13 protein-coding genes are annotated in these 18789 nt (G+C 50.3%); 7 read left to right on the plus strand and 6 right to left on the minus strand.

Translation table 11 applies throughout. The features are described 5' to 3' along the window. Positions 1–25 precede the first annotated feature (25 nt). The 4 genes from EWA64_RS16060 to EWA64_RS16075 all read right to left on the minus strand — a co-directional run bounded on the left by EWA64_RS16060 (position 26) and on the right by EWA64_RS16075 (position 3917). Positions 26–1156, minus strand: coding sequence for an ABC transporter ATP-binding protein (locus EWA64_RS16060; RefSeq protein WP_039426549.1), 1131 nt, complete (start codon positions 1154–1156; stop codon positions 26–28). A gap of 125 nt (positions 1157–1281) precedes the next feature. Then, the gene (locus tag EWA64_RS16065; protein WP_061895502.1) at positions 1282–1770 is read right to left on the minus strand and encodes an early set domain-containing protein; all 489 of its coding nucleotides are present in this window, start codon (positions 1768–1770) and stop codon (positions 1282–1284) included. An 83-nt stretch (positions 1771–1853) separates the two neighbouring features. Further along, positions 1854–2864 (minus strand): UDP-3-O-(3-hydroxymyristoyl)glucosamine N-acyltransferase, encoded by a 1011-nt coding sequence (gene lpxD, locus EWA64_RS16070; RefSeq protein ID WP_061895501.1) that lies wholly within the window; start codon positions 2862–2864, stop codon positions 1854–1856. Between the two features lie 18 nt (positions 2865–2882). Continuing rightward, the gene (locus tag EWA64_RS16075; protein ID WP_061895500.1) at positions 2883–3917 is read right to left on the minus strand and encodes a hypothetical protein; all 1035 of its coding nucleotides are present in this window, start codon (positions 3915–3917) and stop codon (positions 2883–2885) included. Positions 3918–4317: 400 nt separating this feature from the next. On the opposite strand from EWA64_RS16075, the gene EWA64_RS16080 reads away from it, so the two are divergent. From EWA64_RS16080 to EWA64_RS16110, 7 genes are all read left to right on the plus strand, one after another. After that, complete coding sequence (locus EWA64_RS16080; protein ID WP_061895510.1) at positions 4318–5547, plus strand: sugar ABC transporter substrate-binding protein; 1230 nt, start codon at positions 4318–4320, stop codon at positions 5545–5547. 2 nt (positions 5548–5549) lie between these two features. Continuing rightward, complete coding sequence (locus tag EWA64_RS16085; RefSeq protein WP_039441685.1) at positions 5550–6833, plus strand: carbohydrate ABC transporter permease; 1284 nt, start codon at positions 5550–5552, stop codon at positions 6831–6833. A 2-nt stretch (positions 6834–6835) separates the two neighbouring features. Next, positions 6836–7669 (plus strand): sugar ABC transporter permease, encoded by an 834-nt coding sequence (locus EWA64_RS16090; RefSeq protein WP_061895499.1) that lies wholly within the window; start codon positions 6836–6838, stop codon positions 7667–7669. Positions 7670–7684: 15 nt separating this feature from the next. Further along, positions 7685–9478 carry a glycoside hydrolase family 13 protein gene (locus EWA64_RS16095; protein ID WP_061895498.1) on the plus strand — a complete coding sequence of 598 codons (1794 nt, stop codon included), beginning with the start codon at positions 7685–7687 and terminating at the stop codon, positions 9476–9478. After that, a complete protein-coding gene (locus tag EWA64_RS16100) occupies positions 9475–10365 on the plus strand; it encodes an ROK family protein (RefSeq protein WP_061895497.1) in 891 nt (296 codons plus the stop codon). Before EWA64_RS16095 ends, EWA64_RS16100 begins: the two co-directional genes overlap by 4 nt. A gap of 53 nt (positions 10366–10418) precedes the next feature. Further along, positions 10419–11231: a TrmB family transcriptional regulator gene (locus EWA64_RS16105; RefSeq protein WP_039426569.1), complete on the plus strand. Its 813-nt coding sequence runs from the start codon at positions 10419–10421 to the stop codon at positions 11229–11231. Between the two features lie 468 nt (positions 11232–11699). Beyond that, entirely contained in the window at positions 11700–12626 is a 927-nt protein-coding gene (locus EWA64_RS16110; protein WP_061895496.1) for a polyprenyl-phosphate transporter, read from the plus strand. Between the two features lie 107 nt (positions 12627–12733). On the opposite strand, the gene pulA is transcribed toward EWA64_RS16110, so the two are convergent. Both pulA and EWA64_RS16120 read right to left on the minus strand, forming a co-directional pair. After that, positions 12734–16342, minus strand: a complete 3609-nt coding sequence (pulA, locus tag EWA64_RS16115; RefSeq protein WP_061895495.1) for a pullulanase-type alpha-1,6-glucosidase — start codon at positions 16340–16342, stop codon at positions 12734–12736. Positions 16343–16828: 486 nt separating this feature from the next. Next, positions 16829–18781: a TonB-dependent receptor plug domain-containing protein gene (locus EWA64_RS16120; RefSeq protein WP_061895494.1), complete on the minus strand. Its 1953-nt coding sequence runs from the start codon at positions 18779–18781 to the stop codon at positions 16829–16831. Positions 18782–18789 lie beyond the last annotated feature (8 nt).

Raw genomic sequence — 18789 nt, forward strand, 5'->3', positions numbered from 1 at the left:
GTGGTTTGTGAAAATGAACCGGGAACTATTCCCGGTTGTTGGTTAGATTCTTTTCACTGTAGAAATCGAAGATGTGGCAGAAGGCGGTATTGAGGTTGAAGCGCATCGGTTTGCCGATGTCAGCGGTAGTGATGGTTTGATCGTTCACGCGCGCGATCAGCTCCTTGCCTCCCACTTTGAAGTAGAGGTACTTCTCGTTGCCCATGTTTTCGACCACCGTCAAAATACCCTCGACGGCGTTAATGGTGTCACCCGGCGCGGCAACACGAATGTGTTCTGGGCGAATGCCAAAGCAAACCGGTTTATCCACGTATTCGCTGAGCGCTTTCTGCTTTTCCACCGGAATGAACATGCGCAGGCCATTGCCAATTTCAACATAGAGCTGGCCATTTTCCTCGCGGATCACCGTATCAATCAGGTTCATCGCCGGAGAGCCGATAAAGCTCGCAACAAATTTGTTGGCCGGATAGTTGTAGAGGTTGGCGGGAGTATCCACCTGCATGATCTTGCCTTGGTTGAGCACGCAGATGCGATCGCCAAGCGTGAGCGCTTCGGTCTGATCGTGCGTCACGTAGATCATGGTCGCCGGATTACCCTCTTCTTTGAGCGATTGATGCAATTGGGCGATTTTCACCCGCATAGAAACGCGCAGCTTGGCATCTAGGTTGGACAGCGGCTCGTCAAACAGGAAGACATCTGGCTTACGCACAATCGCGCGCCCAACCGCTACGCGCTGGCGCTGACCACCAGACATCTCCTTCGGCTTGCGATACAAAAGATCGGTGATCTCCAATTTTTCAGCCGCCTCTTCCACGCGGCGCTTGATCTCATCTTTCGGCCGCTTTTGCATTTTCAAACCAAAGGCCATGTTGTCAAACACGGTTTTGTGCGGGTAGAGCGCGTAGTTTTGAAACACCATCGCGATGCCGCGATCTTTGGGTGGCAAGTCGTTGACCACTTTGTTGCCAATGCGGATCTCACCGCCCGAGATGCTTTCCAACCCCGCTATCATGCGCAAGGTGGTCGATTTTGCGCAGCCCGATGGCCCGACAAACACCATAAATTCGCCTTCGCGAATATCCAGATCTATGCCATGGACAGCTTTAAAACCGTTCTCATATTTTTTTTCTACTTTACGTAAGCTAACCGTCGCCATGAATCTCTCCACTTACCAAAAGGGTATAAAATTGGTCCTCAATTTACCGAGGCAGACTGGCAGGCAATCTGTCTGGGTAAATCGGGCAGCCGAACGTATCTTCGGCTGCCAACTCGATGACTTTGTTACTGACACTCAGTGACCATCGCCAGCAGCGGTTTTTTGTCCGCAGCGATCTGAATGGTCCAGACGTATTTGCCATCTTTGGGCAAGTTCACTACGGTGTTCTTGGCAAAGCCGCCGCGTTTCAGCTCTTTCACTTGGCCAACCGTCATCTCCATTCCTGCGGCGGTGAACTGCGGTGTCCAGCTCATGGTGGCAAATTGCAAGCTCACGTTGCCCGCTTTTTCGTCCACCACCACTTGATAGATACCATCGCCTTTGTAGCCCATTTTGTGGTTGTCCAAATGAATCCACTGACCTTCTGGGAAAGTACCCACCACAAACAGCGATGGGCGAATTGGCCCGCGATCATCTTCTAACGTCGGCAAGGTACAGTTAGAAAAGCGCGCGTCGACATTGGTCGCGGCAGGCTGGGCCTGCTCAGTGGTGGTGCTGGCACAGCCTGCCAGTAACGCGGTGGCGGTCGCCGCAATCAGAAGTGTATGTTTCATAACAAATCCTTGATTATTTCGTTCTCGTTTCTATCCAGCGGAGTCCGAACTGCCTGCTCCGCGTTGTCGGTTGTGTTCGCTTGTTAGGCCGATTTCTTGTCAAACAGACGGGCAAACCAGCGCTTTTGCTCAGGTGGCGTTTTTTTCAACTGTTCATAGTGCTGAGTCAGTTTGTTCAGCACCGCAAGATTGCGGTAATAGGCTTTAGACTCTTTGGCCGGATAACCAAACAGATCACTGCCCGGCGGGCAAGAGTGGCTCACCCCCGATTTGGCTTTGATCACCGAATGGCTGCCGATGTGAATGTGTCCGGCGGTGCCGACTTGGCCATGCACCACCACGTGATCGCCCAGCACGGTGTGCCCGGCGAAACCGCATTGAGAGATGATCAAACAGTGCTTACCAATGCGGCAGTCGTGGCCGATTTGCACTTGATTGTCGATTTTGCTGCCTTTGCCAATCACAGTGTCGCCCAGTGTGCCGCGATCGATGGTGTTGTTACAGCCGATCTCCACGTCATCTTCAATGATGACGCGGCCAATACTTTCCACGCGCTGATAACTGCCATCTTTGCCAGACATGTACTCAAAGCTGTAGTTGCCAATCGAGTTGTTGGAGTCGATGATGACGTTATTGCCGATCACCGTGCCTTCTTTGATCACCGTATTGGCGTGAATCGCCACGTTGTTACCAATGGTCACGCCGTTCATAATGCGTACGCCGGGCATAAAATGGCATCCCTGCCCTATCTGGCAATGTTTGCCGATATATACCCCATCAATGGTTGATGTGTTGCCTTGATCAAATAGCTGATATTTATGCACTTTATAAAAGCGCAGCAGCGAATTGATTTTCTCCACATCCAAATGGTCAATCACTATGTGTGCTTTGGCTTGGCTTTGTAAAATCGCCGCCGGGCCGACCAGCACATCGGCTGAGGTTTCAGAAAGCTGTTTCAGATCCGAGCGGGCAAAGACCACGGCAAGGCCGCCACGGATATCACTGGCCACCGGACGTATGGTGTCCACCACCAGCGAGGTATCCCCCTCCACTCGACCCGATAAACTTTGCGCAATTTCTGAAACACTCAGCATGTTGACCCCTTAACTCGGTTAGAAACGGTATAAAGCTTGAAGATAGACGGTGTGCTGTTTGAGCTCTTTCTCGTCTGTCTTATCCCCCTTAGAAATAATACTTTTTTCTTCTACTTCGTTCGCGTACTCATATTCGCCTTTTAACAACCAGTTATCGCCCACCGCCTGTTCATAGCCTAAGGTCGCTTTTCGAATGTCTTTGAAGTAATCCACGTTTGCATTGCTACCGCTGTTGGCTGCATTGTTGGTTTCGTTTTCACCCACTCGGACACGTGCATAAAGTACCCCCGCATCGTCGAAGCTATATTGCACAATCGGTTCGATGTATTTTTCATTGAAATCACTGATTTCATTGATAGAACCGCTTGATGAGCGATCTTCGTTGTCTTTGATTTGGTAGTAAAGCTCGACGCCTAACTCCCAGTTGCCAAAGCGCTTATAAGGTTTAAACAGCAAGCTGTATCCTTCTTCGGTGCGCTCGCCCCAGGCACTCTTATCTTCTGAACTGTATAGGTACTCTAGATTTGAGTAGAAGCCCCAGTTATGCTCGTTGTTAAAATAGGTCAAATACGGACGGAAGCTGTGCTCGGCCAACTCTTTACGCAGGCCACTCACATAAGGAGAAAATACTTTGCTACGGGTATACTCCAGCTCATAAATCGCACCAGTAGCCCAGCCATTACCGAGATCAAAGCCCTTATTGAGGGAGAAAAGCTGTTTAATGCCATCTTCATTTTCATGGTAGCCGCTGGTATTTCTCTGCTCACGGTTTTCCAGTTTCAGGCCATAGAGCGCGCTAAGGTTCCAGCGAGCATTGTTGTAGTAGACACCAAACACTTCATGGGTGGTGGTTTTCTCCTTTTTCTTGTCGCCGCTGAAATCTTCAGTCACCTTATCTTCGTATTCAAGAGAGGTGCCCACATGGCCGCCAAACTGCATCGCTTCGTCAAGGAAACCGGTGTCAGAGTCCATGCCACGCTCACTGGCGGCAAGAGTAGGGAAAGAGAGAGCAAGCGCCGCCGCTACGGAGACGGAAATTAACGTTCTTTTCACGATAGGTCCTTATCAACCACTTGGTTGTAAATCGTCGGTAGAGTTAAGTTGAATATTTAGTAGTTCACTGTGAACGCCTATCTATTCTTCTGCATGTTGATTTGTTTTTCCTCTCCCCTTTTCTTCAAATGAGACTCTCATCACTCTCACTGCCTCATTTGAATGACATTGATCACAACTTTAGATTTGACAGCTGAGAATGCAGCCAACTTGTGAGCGTTTTTTGCTCAGACCAAAACCCATCTAACCCGCGACTATCAAAGCACCCCTGGGCTTAGTCTTCATCAGTATTTATTGATGCACATCACACTTGAACTCAAAGTTCGATGGATAGTAGTTGACTTAAAAGAAGGCGGATTTAACCTAGTAGTATATTATGAACTACTACAGAGCTATCACGATGAAAAAGACATGGATAAAAGCAGCGCTACTCGCTACGTTCGTTAGTCTGCCCGCAGTTACTTACGCTCAAGATATTCAGCCGGAACCCGGCTCAGATCTGTTGATCTGGACCGACACCACCACGCTGGACTACATGAAGTACGCGGCAGAGTCGTTTAACCAAGATTTTGGTTACAAGGTGAAGTTTTCATTTCGTGGTTTAGCCCCGATTGATGCTGCGTCACGCATGATTCAGGATGGTGGTTCCGCTCGCGTCGCCGACATCGCCGAAATTGAACACGATCTGCTCGGCCGTTTAGTGGTCGCGGGTGGTGCGATGGAAAACCTCGTCTCTGCCGATCGCATTCAATCGACCTTCTTACCCAACGCCACCTCTGCGGCCAAATACGCGGGCACCAGCTATGGCTTCCCGGTAAGCTACGCCACGTTAGCGCTGTTTTACAACAAAGATCTGCTGCCAACGGCGCCAAAAACCTTTGAAGAGATCATCGATTTTGGCAAAGGGTTTAACAACGCTAAAGAGAACAAATACGCGCTGCTGTGGGATATTCAGAACTACTACGAATCACGCATGTTCTTAACCCTGTACGGTGCCTACGAGTTTGGCAAAGGTGGCACCGATGCCAAAGATCTCGGCATCAACTCGCCACTGGCGCAGCAGGGCATGAGCGCGATGAAAACGCTCAAAGCCGCGAACAACTCCAACCCGGTCGACATGCGCAACCCGCAGGTGCGTCGTGGCCTGTTTGGTGAGGGCAAAGTCGCCGCGATTATCGATGGTCCATGGGCAATTCAAGGCTATGACAACAGTGGCGTCAATTATGGCGTCGTGCCCATCCCAACCTTTGAAGGCAAACAGCCGCGTACCTTTTCAACCGTACGCCTGGCGGTCGTATCCTCGTACAGTGAGTACCCGAAAGCAGCGCAGCTGTTTGCCGACTACCTCTCTTCAGAAAAGATGCTGATGAAACGCTATCAGATGACCAAATCCATCCCGCCGGTAGAGAGTCTGATGGAGAAAATCATTGTCGATGCAGATGAAGCGACCTACGCGATCATCGCGCAAGGCTTCTACTCTGACGCAATGCCATCGATTCCGGAAATGGGCTACCTGTGGTCACCGATGGCCAGTGCCATCACCGCGATGTGGGTCAACGATCAAACGCCCAAGCAGGTACTTGATCACGCTAAAGCGATCATTGAAGAGCAGATCGCGTTTCAGGAGTAGTTATGTTGTTGTCGCAAACCATCAAAGCACCGAAAGTGTCGACCTCGTGGATTCTCATGGGCTCAACACAACTGGCGCACAAACATTGGGTGACTGGCGGGGTTTTCCTCGCCATCCAATGCCTGTTTCTACTCTACTTGCCGGATTTAGCGGCCGCACTCAAGGGCTTAGTATCACTGGGGGACGTGGCGCAAACTCGCCAAGGGTTTAAAGTGATTCAAGGGGACAACTCCATCTTTATGCTGGTGGAAGGGGTCATTGCCCTGCTGTTTCTTTTCTTAGCAATTGCCGCCTACGTGGTTAACGTACGTCAGGCGCAAGAGTGTCAGCCATGCCGTTTGAGCGTGCGCCAGCAACTTAAAGCCATCTACGACGACAAATTCGCTTTTATCGTGTTGTCACCAGCGTTTATCGCCAGCATCGCTTTCATCATCATGCCGATTGCGATCACCGTGTTGGTCTCGTTCACCAACTACTCAGCGCCGCACCATATTCCACCGAAAAATCTGGTCGATTGGGTCGGTTTTAAAAACTTTCTCACTCTGTTTGAGCTGAGAATCTGGTCGAGCACCTTCGTCGGTGTCGCCACTTGGACGGTCATCTGGGCGATTGCTGCGACCATTTGCACTTGCGGTTTTGGTTTTATCCTCGCGCTGGCGCTGGAAAATCGCAACATCAAAGCGAAAAAGCTATGGCGTTTTGTGTTTATTTTGCCCTATGCCATTCCTGCGTTCGTGACACTGCTGATGTTCCGCCTGCTACTCAACGGTATTGGCCCAGTCAATGCCACACTCAATGCTTGGGGCTTTGAGTCGGTCGCTTTTCTCTCGGATCCACACTTAGCCAAGCTGACCGTGATTGCGGTGAGTGTTTGGGTCGGCGCGCCCTACTTTATGCTGCTGATTTCCGGCGCGTTGACCAATATTCCACGCGATCTGTATGAAGCGAGTGAAGTCGACGGCGCCAGCAAATTCCAGCAATTTCGCGAAATCACCCTGCCGATGGTGTTGCATCAAGTCGCACCGTCGTTAGTGATGACCTTTGCCCACAACTTCAACAACTTCGGTGCGATTTTCTTGCTCACCGAAGGCGGGCCAATTAATCCGGAATACCGTTTTGCAGGTCATACCGACATTTTGATCACTTGGATTTACAAACTGACACTCGACTTCCAGCAGTACCAAATCGCTTCGGTGATTTCGATTGTGATCTTCTTATTCCTGTCGGTGATTGCTATCTGGCAATTCCGCCGCATGAAATCCTTTAAAGACGATGTGGGGATGTAACTATGAGTCGTGTATTAGAAAAGCTGGGGACCGTAATCGTCTATTTGTTCCTCGCCGTCAACGCCATCCTGGTGCTTGGTCCGGTACTGTGGACAGTGCTGGCTTCGTTTAAACCGGGCAACAACCTGTTCAGTTCCTCGTTCGGTGAGTTCGCTTTCACCCTCGACCACTACAAAGCACTGTTTACCGATACCCCGTATTTGGAGTGGTACAAAAACACCTTTTTGCTCGCAACGGCTAACATGCTGATCTCGCTGGTGATTGTCACCATGACGGCGTTTGTGTTCTCGCGCTACCGCTTTCAGGGCAAACGTAACGTGTTGATGAGCATTTTGGTATTGCAGATGTTCCCGGCCTTTCTCTCGATGACGGCGATATACATTCTGCTGTCAAAAATGGGCTTGATTGATACCTACATCGGCTTGCTGTTTGTCTACGTGACGGGCTCTCTGCCGTTTATGACTTGGCTGGTGAAAGGCTACTTTGACGCCATTCCCACCTCGCTGGATGAAGCGGCGAAAATCGACGGCGCCGGGCACATGACCATCTTCCTTGAGATCATTTTGCCACTCGCCAAACCGATCTTAGTGTTTGTCGCCTTGGTCTCTTTTACCGGCCCTTGGATGGATTTCATCCTGCCGACGCTGATTTTACGCAGCGAAGAGAAGATGACTTTAGCCATCGGCATCTTCAGTTGGATCACCTCCAACTCAGCGGAAAACTTCACCCTGTTTGCCGCTGGCTCGCTACTGGTCGCCGTACCGATCACCTTGCTGTTTGTCGCCACACAAAAACACATCACAACTGGCTTAGTCAGTGGCGCAGTAAAAGAATAAATATCAGGAACCTTTATGATTACTAGAAGCTCATTAACTCACTTGGCGAAAAGTGCGGACAGTTACGCCTACGACAACGACACTTTGCACATTCGCTTTCGCAGTGCCAAAGGCGAAGTTGACCGCGTGACGCTGTGGATCGGCGACCCCTACACCTGGGCCGAAGGCGGCCTAGACGGCGGAAATTTAGGCGGCAGCGACGCGCACGGCTGGACCGGCGGAACTGAAGTGCCGATGCAGTTAGAAGGACAAAGCGAACATCATGATCACTGGTTCGCCCCATTCGTGCCACCGAAAAAACGCACCCGCTACGGCTTTATTTTGCATGGCAAAGCGGGCGAGAAACTGCTGTTTGGCGAAAAACGTTGTGTGGACATTCAAGACGAGCGCACAGCCGAAATTGAACTGAGCAACTTAAGCAATTTTTTCTGCTTTCCTTACATCAACCCTAAAGATGTGTTGAAAACCCCAACGTGGGTGCGCAGCACCATCTGGTATCAGATTTTCCCGGAGCGCTTTTACAACGGCCGTGCGGAGATCTCGCCTGCCAATGTACAGCCGTGGGGCAGCACGCCCACCAGCGACAACTTCATGGGCGGCGATCTGTGGGGCGTGATTGAAAAGCTCGATTACTTGCAAGAACTCGGGGTCAATGGCCTCTATTTCTGCCCAATTTTCACCGCCAACGCCAACCACAAATACGACACGGTCGATTACTACAACGTCGACCCGCATTTTGGCGGCAACGAAGCCTTCCGTGCTTTGGTTCAAGAAGCGCACCGCCGTGGCATGAAGGTAATGTTAGACGCGGTATTTAACCACATCGGCCATCAATCCCCGCTGTGGTTGGATGTGGTGGAAAAAGGCGCCGAGTCTCGCTACGCCGATTGGTTCTGGATCAAGCAGTTTCCGGTTTATCCAGATAAGCCCAAATCGGAGTGGGACTTTAGCAACCTCAATTACGAAACGTTCGGCAATGTGGCGGAGATGCCCAAACTCAACACTGAAAACCCAGAGTGCCGCGCCTACCTGTTGGATGTGGCGCGCCATTGGGTGCAAGAGTTTGATATCGACGGCTGGCGTTTAGACGTAGCCAACGAGGTCGACCACGAGTTCTGGCGTGATTTCCGCCGTTTGGTCAAAGGCATCAAGCCCGATTGCTACATTTTGGGCGAGATCTGGCACGAAGGCATGCCGTGGCTGCGCGGTGATCAATACGACTCGCTGATGAACTATCCGCTGACACAGGCGATCACCGACTTCTTTGCCCTTGGCAACGACGACAAAACCAGCTTCATCAATGCGGTTACGCGCTCTTACCTTGCTTACCCGCGTAACGTCAATGAGGCGATGTTTAATCTGCTGGAAAGCCACGACACCACGCGCCTTTTGAGCCTGTGTGGCAACGACAAACGCAAAGCGAAACTGGCGTATCTATTTATGTTCACCCAAGTGGGCTCTCCGTGTATCTACTACGGCGGCGAAGTGGGCATGGACGGGCAAAAAGGCATGGGCCTTGAGCTAAACCGCAAATGCATGATTTGGGATGAGCAGCAGCAAGATCTCGAGTTCAAAGCCTTTATGCAAAAGCTGATTCGACTTCGCCAAGCCTACCCAGAGTGCAACCAGCCTTACTTAGAGTGGATCGAGGTGGAGCATCCACACGTGGTGGCTTTTCGCAAAGGCGCACTGCAAGTGGTGCTCAACAATAGCGACAGTGAAGCGCGCTGTCTTGTCAACGGCGCGGAGCTTGCTTTGCCCGAGTTTGGCTTTGAGCTGCGTGATCTCACCACTGCGGAAGTGCTATGAAGCTGGGTCTTTCTGTCGATTCAGAATGGATCTGGGGGGTGCTCATCGATAACGATGGGCAGCCCCGTTATCGCAATCAGCTCAAAACGCCACTCAGCGCGCAACAAACCGCTGAAGTCATCACCAGCGTGGCGCTGAGCATGCAGCGCATGTTTGGCCCACTCACACTGGTCGGTATCAATCTTATGCCCGATTGCTGGCAAGGCGCACTCTCCAATGCCAAAGAGGTCTTGACCGATTGGCTGACAACGCATCTCTCGGTGCCCTGCCAGTTGTTTAATCCAGCGGTGATCGCCTTAGCGCAAATTCCAAGCCTGCCGCAAGGCAACGTTTTAAGCGCGGTATTGGATGACGGCTGCGAGCTGTACGTTACCGATCAACTTTGTCGGCGCGAACCGTATCGCCACGTGCTCGATTTAGGCTGGGCGCACAAACCGCTCAAAGGGTATCAAAGCTTAATTGACGGGCTGACACCACTGTGCAACTGCGGCAGTGATGAGTGCATTCGTCAATATTTGTCACGCAAGGGGATTGAGCGCCAATATCATCAACTCTCTTTGCAACATCGCACCGCGCGCGACATCGTCTTCGGGGTCGATGACAACCACGCTTGGTCAACGCGCATTTATCGTATCTGGGTCGATCAGCTCGCCAGATCGCTCTCCGATGCGGTGTTTCGCTTCCAACCTAAGCTGCTGGTTTTAAGTGGTAGCTTGATCCTGCACCCTGATCTCGCCTTAACGCTCAAAAGCACCTTAAGCCGCTACTGCCAATTTGACGCCCTGCCGGAAATTTTATGTCTGCACAACGATGAGTATCGTTTTGCCGAGGGAGCCGTCTCGATGTGCACCGTAAATTGTGCACAACCATCTACATTCACTGCATGAGGAGTGGTAACCTTGACAGGAAAATTCGCGTGAATCATTACCGAGGAACCCCCGTGACCGAGCTGGTAACAAAACTGATGGACTTTGGCTTTACCAAGACCGATGCCTTGGTTTATATCAATTTACTCAAAAATGGCCGCGCCAGCGGTTATAAAATTGCCAAAGAGATTTCGCTCTCTCGCTCATCTGTCTATTCATCGATTGATAACTTGTACAAAAATGGCTGCATCTTTATGTCCGATGGCGAGACCAAAGAGTACGAGGCCAAATCACCCGATTTGATTTTTAGCCAGATTGAGAAAAAAACCATAGAGAACATTCAGATCCTGAAAAAAGAGCTCTCACGCATGATGCTTCAGGAAGAGAAAGAGTTTATCTATAACGTCTCTGGTTTTGAAAATCTGCTGCAAAAAGCGCGCGAGATGCTGAATTTGGCGCAGATCGAAGTCTATCTCAATACTGATTTTCATCTCGACCTACTCGCCGATGAGATCTGCCACGCGATTGAACGCGGAGTGCGCGTCATTGTTTTCTCTTTCAATCGTTTAACCTTGCCGCATCCGAAAGTCGAGCACTATTCGCGCTCCGATAGCTTAGAACAACGTTATCCTTCACACCGCTTCATGCTGGTGGTGGACATGAAACAAGCGATGATGTTTTCACATCGCGAGGAGACGCAAGGGCTATTTTCCAACAACCGTTTGATGGTCAAAATGATGGCCGAACATATCCACAGTGATATCTATCTCACTGAGTATGAAAAGCTAGCGCCGGAAAAGCGCTGTCGTATTGCCACCGTGCACGAGCTCGAAAACAATATGGTGGTGGATGATCGCTTAACCTTACAAGCACAAAGCAAAGCCTAGGCAAGAAAAGTGCGGCGGGAAACGGATGTTCCGTCAATGGCGAATAGGGCAAAAAGCGTCCAAACCAAAACGCAGATAAAAAAAGAGCCAAGCGCAAAAAGGTGCGATTGGCTTATGTATGGTGTGAACAATAGATATTCACTAACAACGTCAGTTGGCTAGGTGACCCTCGGCTTAATAAGGGTCGAAAGAGATTATGCATGATTCATGCCAAGATTAAAAGCTCTATTTTTGGCTAAATATCTCATATTCTTCTCATCGATCGATTTTCTATTGCATTTTGCAATTTCATTTTGCAAACAACCACGCAAATAGCCATATGCTTATCAGGGTGATTACTTTTCACCCAACTCCTGCCACTTCCGCTGCATAAGAAGATCACGGCGGCGCGATTCAAAGCGATTGCATACTTTTTTACCTTGAATCTGGTTATACTCCTCCACTCTGTTTTCTGACGGTTTATGAGCCATGAATTATTTATCCACGTTTCTCAAAGGGCTGGCCATGGGCGCCGCCGATGTGGTCCCGGGCGTTTCTGGGGGTACCATCGCTTTTATCACTGGTATTTACGACACCCTACTTGAAAGTATTCGCCGCATTAACCCGAGCATTTTTCGTTTATGGAAAGCCCAAGGCTTTAAAGCCGCTTTTAAGCACATCAACGGGTTTTTCCTCATAGCGCTGTTTGGCGGCGTACTGACCAGTATTGCTACACTGGCGAAGCTGATTACTTGGATGCTGGCCAATCATCCGATCCCGATTTGGTCGTTCTTTTTTGGCCTGATCCTTGTGTCGGTGTACCACATTCTCAGACAAGTTGAGCGCAAAGATGTAGCGCGCTTTGCTCTGCTCTTGTTCGGCATCGTTTTCGCCTACAGCATCACAGTGCTCAAACCACTGTACCTCGAACCGACGTCGCTCAATGTCCTGTTAGCAGGCGCGATTGCCATCTGCGCGATGATCTTACCGGGCATTTCTGGCAGCTTTATTTTGCTGCTGATCGGCATGTACGCGCCCGTGCTCGGCGCGGTCAAAAACGTGCAGTTTGATATCCTCGGCCTGTTTCTCATCGGATGTGTCGCGGGTTTGCTGACGTTTTCTCATGTGCTCTCTTGGCTGTTACGCCGCTTTCGCGATTTCACCTTGATGTTTCTCACCGGATTGATGATCGGCACACTACCGAAAATTTGGCCATGGAAAGAGACCATCAGTTGGCGCCTCAACTCCAAAGGCGAGCAAGTGCCTCTGGTGCAACACAATCTCTCTCCGTTCGAGTTTGAAAGCCTGACCTCGCAACCTTCGCAGTTAGGCTTGGCCATCGTCATGGCCTTGCTGGCGTTTGCCTTGGTACTGGGGCTGGAGAAGTTTGCCGAAGCCAATCAAAAAACGCATTAACACTTAGCGCACGCTATGGCACTGACGCCAATTTTGCCCTGTTTGAATAGAAAAACCCCACCGAATTTGGTGGGGTTTGTTTTTAGGCTGATAGAATGAGTGAAGCGTTAGTTACGCAGCTTCTCAAACACCGCCACAGACCACGCAGGTACAGAGAGTTTACCCTCGGTCACTGACGCCACTTGAGCTTGGTTTTTCGCCAAAGAATCATTGCCAGCGGCAGCTTGAATGGCATGCAGGCTGTAACCTGTCGCATCAAAGTGAGCGAAGCTGCTCAATGCGCTTGGTGAAGCGTTGACCACCACCACTAAACCATCACGAGTTGCATCCACTTTCGCGTCGTACAGCTCACCGCTGTTATCCACGCTCATCACAATCAGACCCGGGGTTTGATCCGCGCCAGTGTTGTGGAACTTAACTCGTTTGATGATTTCGCTGCCTTTGCCTAAGGTCAACAAGCCAGATGATGCACGCAGCGCCGCCAGTTCATTGAAGAACTTGTCCATGTTGCCAATGTCTGTTGCGGTTGGCATGGCGCGATCACTCGACCCTGTGATGACATCGCTAATAATGCCCCAGTTACTGCCATCTTTATCTTCACGTGGCAAGCCAACATTCCAGTTGTTGTCTTGTTTGGTGAAATCAACACGGTTGTACCAGTCACCCGAATCGTACGAGTCGCGCTGCATCGATTTAGAACGAAGCAGCTCACTACCCATGTGGATAAATGGCACGCCTTGGCCCAGCATCGCCGTTGACAGGCTGACCGCCTGCATGCGAGTACGATCAGCAGACGTCACGTCGTACGCAATCTTGTACTGGTTGTTGTCCCACAATGTTTGGTTGTCATGCTTAGAGACGTAGTTTTGAATTTCCCACGCATCTTGCGCGTAACCAGCCGGTTGGCCGTTGTAGTCCAGCTCACCACCTGTAATCGCTTTGCCTGTGCTGTCGGTAAATGGGAAATCTTTCAGGTTACCCGCCATACCAAGGCGAGTGAGATCCGCCAAGTGCAGCGCAGTTTTCTTCAATTCAGCGGTTTGGGTATTTTTGTCATTCACTTGTACGTAAATACCATTACCAAAACCTTGGTTCGAACGCAGGGTCGCTTCACCATCGAATGGGCCACCACCGCGAACGGCATCGCGCAGACGGTCAGAGAAAGAGCCGATGCCCGTGCCGCCCAAGTTCGGCTGCGTCGCTTGCTTAAACATGCGATCATTACCTACTTCACCAAAGTTCCACCCTTCACCGTAGAAGTAAACGTGTGGATCGACCGCTTGCGCCACCGCGAGGGTTTGCTGCATTTGCGCCAGTGGGTGATGTCCCATCAAATCCCAGCGGAAAGCATCAATCTTGTACTCTTTCACCCAAGTGGCGATCGAATCGTCGATCAATTTGCCGAACATTTTGTTCTCAGGAGCGGTGTTTGAACAACAAGTTGATTGCTCAACCGCACCAGAGAATTCGTTCAAGCGCTGGTAGTACCAAGGCACAATGCGATCCAACACCGACTTGGAAGAGACGCCCGATTCGTTGGTGTGGTTGTACACCACATCCATCACGACGTTCATACCGACATCCTGTTTCACCGCCATCACCATCTCACGGAACTCTTTGATGCGCGTCATGCCCTCGGCGTCAGAGGAGTAAGAGCCTTCTGGCACCGTGTAGTGGTATGGATCGTACCCCCAGTTGAAGGAGTCAACATTACGAACATGGCTGTTGAGGCGCTGAACTACCGCATTGTCTTTACTGTCGGCCTTTGACAGAGTGTCAAACACCGCGGCGATGGTTTCATCTCCAGCGCAATAGCTGCCAAAGTCTTTGTCATCTTTCACGCTAGCGTCGAGTTCACACAATTTGGCGAACTTAGCGTTGATGTCGGCCACTTTGCTTGGATCTTCGTTGATGGTCGCGATGTCAAAGGTAGGCAACAGGTGCAAATGAGTAACGCCTGATTTCGCCAGATTCTTCAAATGCTCAACCGGCGCGCTGCCACTTTGAGTAAAGGCTTTGTATTTGCCACGGTTCGCTTCAATGGTTGAACTGTCTAGCGCTGAGAAGTCACGAATGTGTGCTTCGTACAAGACAAAGCTGGCTGGGTTATCTTGCGCGTGCGGCGCGGCAAGCGCATCCCAACCCGACGGTTTCAGCTCGGCATTTTCCAGATCCACCACTTGGCTGTATTCCGAGTTCATCGACAAGCTCAATGAATACGGGTCGGTCACTTGATAGGTTTCCACTTTGTCGGTTGCAGGGTGGTAAACCGTCACTTCGTAGCGGTAGAAATCACCATGTTTTAACGCTGTGTTTTCTGCTACCCAAGCACCACTAGTGGCGTCAAAGCTCATTGCAATTGCACTTTGCGCCTGTTTATCCGCGCTGTAAGGGATCAGTTTGACACTTTGCGCGGTCGGAGCCCACAAACGGAACGTGGTGCTGCTGTCTTGGTTGATGATCGCGCCATAACTTAGCTTGGTCGCGCTATCCGCGTACAATGCGTCCAGTGCGCTGGCAGGCTGAACTTCGGTCGCTTTGATAACACCTGTCGCGTCACTTGCCACCACCATTAGTTGACCTTTCAACAGATCTTTCAGCGCGAGACCTTCGCCGCTAAAGTCCATCTCAAAGCCAATAAAGTCATTTTTCAAATGAGGTTTAACGCTGGCCCAATCACCGCTTGCCACTTTGCTTGAGGTCACCTGTTTGGTGGCACCTGTGACTTTTTTCGTCGCGCTGTCAAACGCGAGTTCGCCGCTTTGTGAATAGTAGAGCGTGACGCTGGTTGCGTCTTTGGCATTGACTAGGATGACTTTATCATCGGCAAAAATCGCGCTCGCACCCGCCAGTTCCACTTGTGCAACGGGTTTTTGCGCCAAAGCGCTGTAGTAAACCTTGTCGGTGCCTTTGAAAACAAACGCCACCTTGCCAATCGCTGTGGTTTTATCAAACTCAAACTTCAAGTTCGCGGTTTGGTAATCGCCATTCGATTTGTTGTTTGGAATGATATTGAGACAACTGTCGGTACCGGTGACAGGCAAGTCCCAATAAGGGCCATACACTTCACTCACACCCGTAGGTTCAAGGCCCGGCCAGTCGGTATTGGCTGCTCCATAGTTTTTACATGTGTCGTCATTCCACACATGCAGGCGGAACGCACTTTGGTCGCCATCTGGCGTGTTCATGTAAACGCGCGCCGTGTTTGCAGGAATGTCCGAGGTCGGGATCAGCTCAGGATAAACCGCCTTGACGCCTTCTTGGGTAAATACCGCGTTGTTTTTGTCTGTTTGCGTCAGATCGAGTTTGGCATCGAAGTCGCCCAACGGTTTGTTACCATCGATGCGCGGAATAAAGTTGATACACTGGGTTGCATCTTCACGGACGTCGAGCTCCCAGTAAACGCCGAGCTTATCGTCCACCCCTTTTGGCGCCATGCCCGTTCCCCAGTCGTTAGCATTGGGATCGGTTTCGGCGTAGCTATTGCAGCTGTCATTATTCCATACATACAGCGACGCTTTATCGTAAGCAGAGGCGTCGGCCGCTGCCACTGCGCTATTCGCTTTGTAGTAAACACGCGCCGTTTTGCTGGGATCCGGTTGTTGCGGTGTGCCGTTGTCGCTGCTGGAAGAATTACAGCCAACCACGAGCGATGTGGCTAACAGAGGTAAAATGGCTTTCGCCACCATTGATAAATTAAAAGGTTGTATGTTCACGTTCTATATCCATATGCGTAATTATAAAAAGCCCAGTTATGCTAAGAATTTCGTTTGCCAGCAAAATGTGAGAAGACTCAGTAAAGATTTTTGTCGTTAATAATTAATGCAATGCGGGTATCGAGATCACGGAAAGTAGAAGGAGAGGTCGTGAATTGCTGCACATTTTTAGGGCGTAGAAAGGGGGAGGAATAGGCACTTTTGTGAGCTAGGTACGGAGGATGCCATTCTGCATAACATTTCGCCACTCTCACCCAGTGCGGGTCAAATCACATATTTCATTGATGTTAATTTTCGAATAAAAATAACCTTCCTGTAGCTCACGAAAAAAGCGCATTCAGTACCCAAATAAAAAAACAATATCGAACAAAACAATATGGATGAAAGGAAAACAGGGAAACAAAAGAGATTAAGCGAGAATGAAAGAAGGGCACAGGTTATCAAGCCCTCCCCAAACCAGCGTCTGGGGAAGGCTAAGGCTTGTGATTACAGCGCCATATCGATGGTGATGTAGTAAGAGCGACCGATCTCACTTTCCTGATAATCTTGGCTTTCCGCTTGAAGATTTTTGTCTAGGAAGTTGGTGACGCCTGCTTTTACCGTCCAATCATGATTGATGCGGTAGCTGGCACCGAGATTGGCGATCACATACGGGTCAAACCAGATGTTCTCACCGAGGCTATAACTGTAGCCCCACTGTTTCCCCGTGTAATTGGCTGAAGTAAACAGAGTGAGATCCGTGCTTACGTCCCAGTTCAGCGTAATGTTCGCCAACCATGACGGCACGTTTTCCAAATCCAGCCCCGTCGCTTTCACTTCGGTTTTTGTGTATGTGGCATTCGCGTTGAGATAGAGGGTATCGCTGATATCCAGATCGCCTTCCAGCTCTAAGCCTTTCGACTCAACATCGTCTTTAATGTTCTGGTAGGTAATAAAGCCCGTAGCACGTGTTGAGGTGTCTCGGTCAATCATATTTTCAATCTGGTTTGCAAACACCGTGCCCTGAACAAACCAGCTATCACCGCGGTAACTAGAGGTGAATTCGACGGTTTTTGAGCTCTCTGGCTTGAGATCGGGATTGCCCGTCAGGTAGCAAGCACCGCCACAGCTGACCAGAGTGAACTCTTTCGATGATTGGTAAATAGAAGGCGTTTTAAACCCTTCCGCATAGCCCCCTTTGAGCGTCAAACGATCGCTTGGGGTATACACTAAATACGCTCTTGGGGTGAAATCACTGCCAAAATTGTTGTTGTGGGTTAAGCGGCCACTCAGCGTTGCTGATAAGGAATCACTCAAAGTTATCTGATCTTGCAAGAACAGCGCATTTTGCGTCAGCGATTGGCTGTCATTGTAATCTCGGTCGATGTCGATTGAGGAGTAAAGAACATCAAAGCCAGTGGTAATCAGTTGTCCATCGATGGCCGTGATGCCAAACTTAGCATCCAGTGAGTGGTTTTGCTGTTTCGCATTGGCAACCGCTAGCAGAGGGTGCGTGTTGTCATCATGGATTTTCGAGTTTTCGTACAAATAGTTGATGTTGTTATTGCCCCAACTCCACTCTCCTTGATGGCCCAACGAGGTGGTGTATTTTTTACCGTTGGTGATGTCATCATCCGCCGAACTGTTTCTGTCGGTATCGGGATAGGTACGCTTATCTTCCAGATAGCTGATATCCCAAAGGATTTTGTTGTTTTCATTCACAAGCCAAGTCAATGCCGCTTGGATACCTTTACGTTCCTGCTCTGCGTTACCGGAGAAGTTATTCCCAGCATGCACATCGTCAGGGAACCAAGCATCTTGCTGGCTCACTTCTGCTGCCACAGAGTAGAGCAGTTTGTCAGGCAGTGCGCTCCCACTGACCCAAACGTTGCCTTTGGTCATAGCGCCATCCCCCTCTTCAGGGTGCGAATAAGAGAGACTGGCGTTAATGCGCGTCTCTTCCGTTGGCTGCTTGAGGATAACGTTCACTACCCCGCCGAGCGCATCACTGCCATAAAGCGACGACATCGGCCCGCGGATCACTTCAATACGATCAATGGCGCTAATCGGAATGCTGGAGAAATCAAACCCGGCACCGCGTACCATCGTCTCACCGGAATTGATACGACGGCCATTGACCAGCAACAAGGTAAAGTTGTCCCGTGCGGTATTGTTGTTCTTCAAACCACGAATAATGATATTCGGCTCGCTACCAGAACTGCGCACCACATGCACACCGGGGACACTTTCAAGCGCGCTGGCCACATCATTCACTGGCGTGCGGTTGAGATCCTCACTGGTGATCACGCTGATGGTCGCTGGCGCTTCGCGCAACGAGGTTTGGTTGGTGGTCGCGGTCACCACCATAACATCCACGTCAGAACTTTGCGTTGTATCCGCCAAAACAGGGAGGGAGAAAACCGCCAACGTAATTGCGTAACTGAGTGCTGATTTTTTCATTCTCTTTT

The sequence above is a fragment of the Vibrio cidicii genome, assembly GCF_009665415.1.
Classification (GTDB): domain Bacteria; phylum Pseudomonadota; class Gammaproteobacteria; order Enterobacterales; family Vibrionaceae; genus Vibrio; species Vibrio cidicii.

Coding starts and splice junctions, on each gene's coding strand:
- EWA64_RS16100 (WP_061895497.1), top strand. CDS start 9,475: ATGAAGCTGGGTCTTTCTGTCGATTCAGAATGGATCTGGGGGGTGCTC.
- lpxD (WP_061895501.1), bottom strand. CDS start 2,864: ATGCTGAGTGTTTCAGAAATTGCGCAAAGTTTATCGGGTCGAGTGGAG.
- EWA64_RS16110 (WP_061895496.1), top strand. CDS start 11,700: ATGAATTATTTATCCACGTTTCTCAAAGGGCTGGCCATGGGCGCCGCC.
- EWA64_RS16095 (WP_061895498.1), top strand. CDS start 7,685: ATGATTACTAGAAGCTCATTAACTCACTTGGCGAAAAGTGCGGACAGT.
- EWA64_RS16120 (WP_061895494.1), bottom strand. CDS start 18,781: ATGAAAAAATCAGCACTCAGTTACGCAATTACGTTGGCGGTTTTCTCC.
- EWA64_RS16085 (WP_039441685.1), top strand. CDS start 5,550: ATGTTGTTGTCGCAAACCATCAAAGCACCGAAAGTGTCGACCTCGTGG.
- EWA64_RS16090 (WP_061895499.1), top strand. CDS start 6,836: ATGAGTCGTGTATTAGAAAAGCTGGGGACCGTAATCGTCTATTTGTTC.
- EWA64_RS16065 (WP_061895502.1), bottom strand. CDS start 1,770: ATGAAACATACACTTCTGATTGCGGCGACCGCCACCGCGTTACTGGCA.
- EWA64_RS16080 (WP_061895510.1), top strand. CDS start 4,318: ATGAAAAAGACATGGATAAAAGCAGCGCTACTCGCTACGTTCGTTAGT.
- EWA64_RS16060 (WP_039426549.1), bottom strand. CDS start 1,156: ATGGCGACGGTTAGCTTACGTAAAGTAGAAAAAAAATATGAGAACGGT.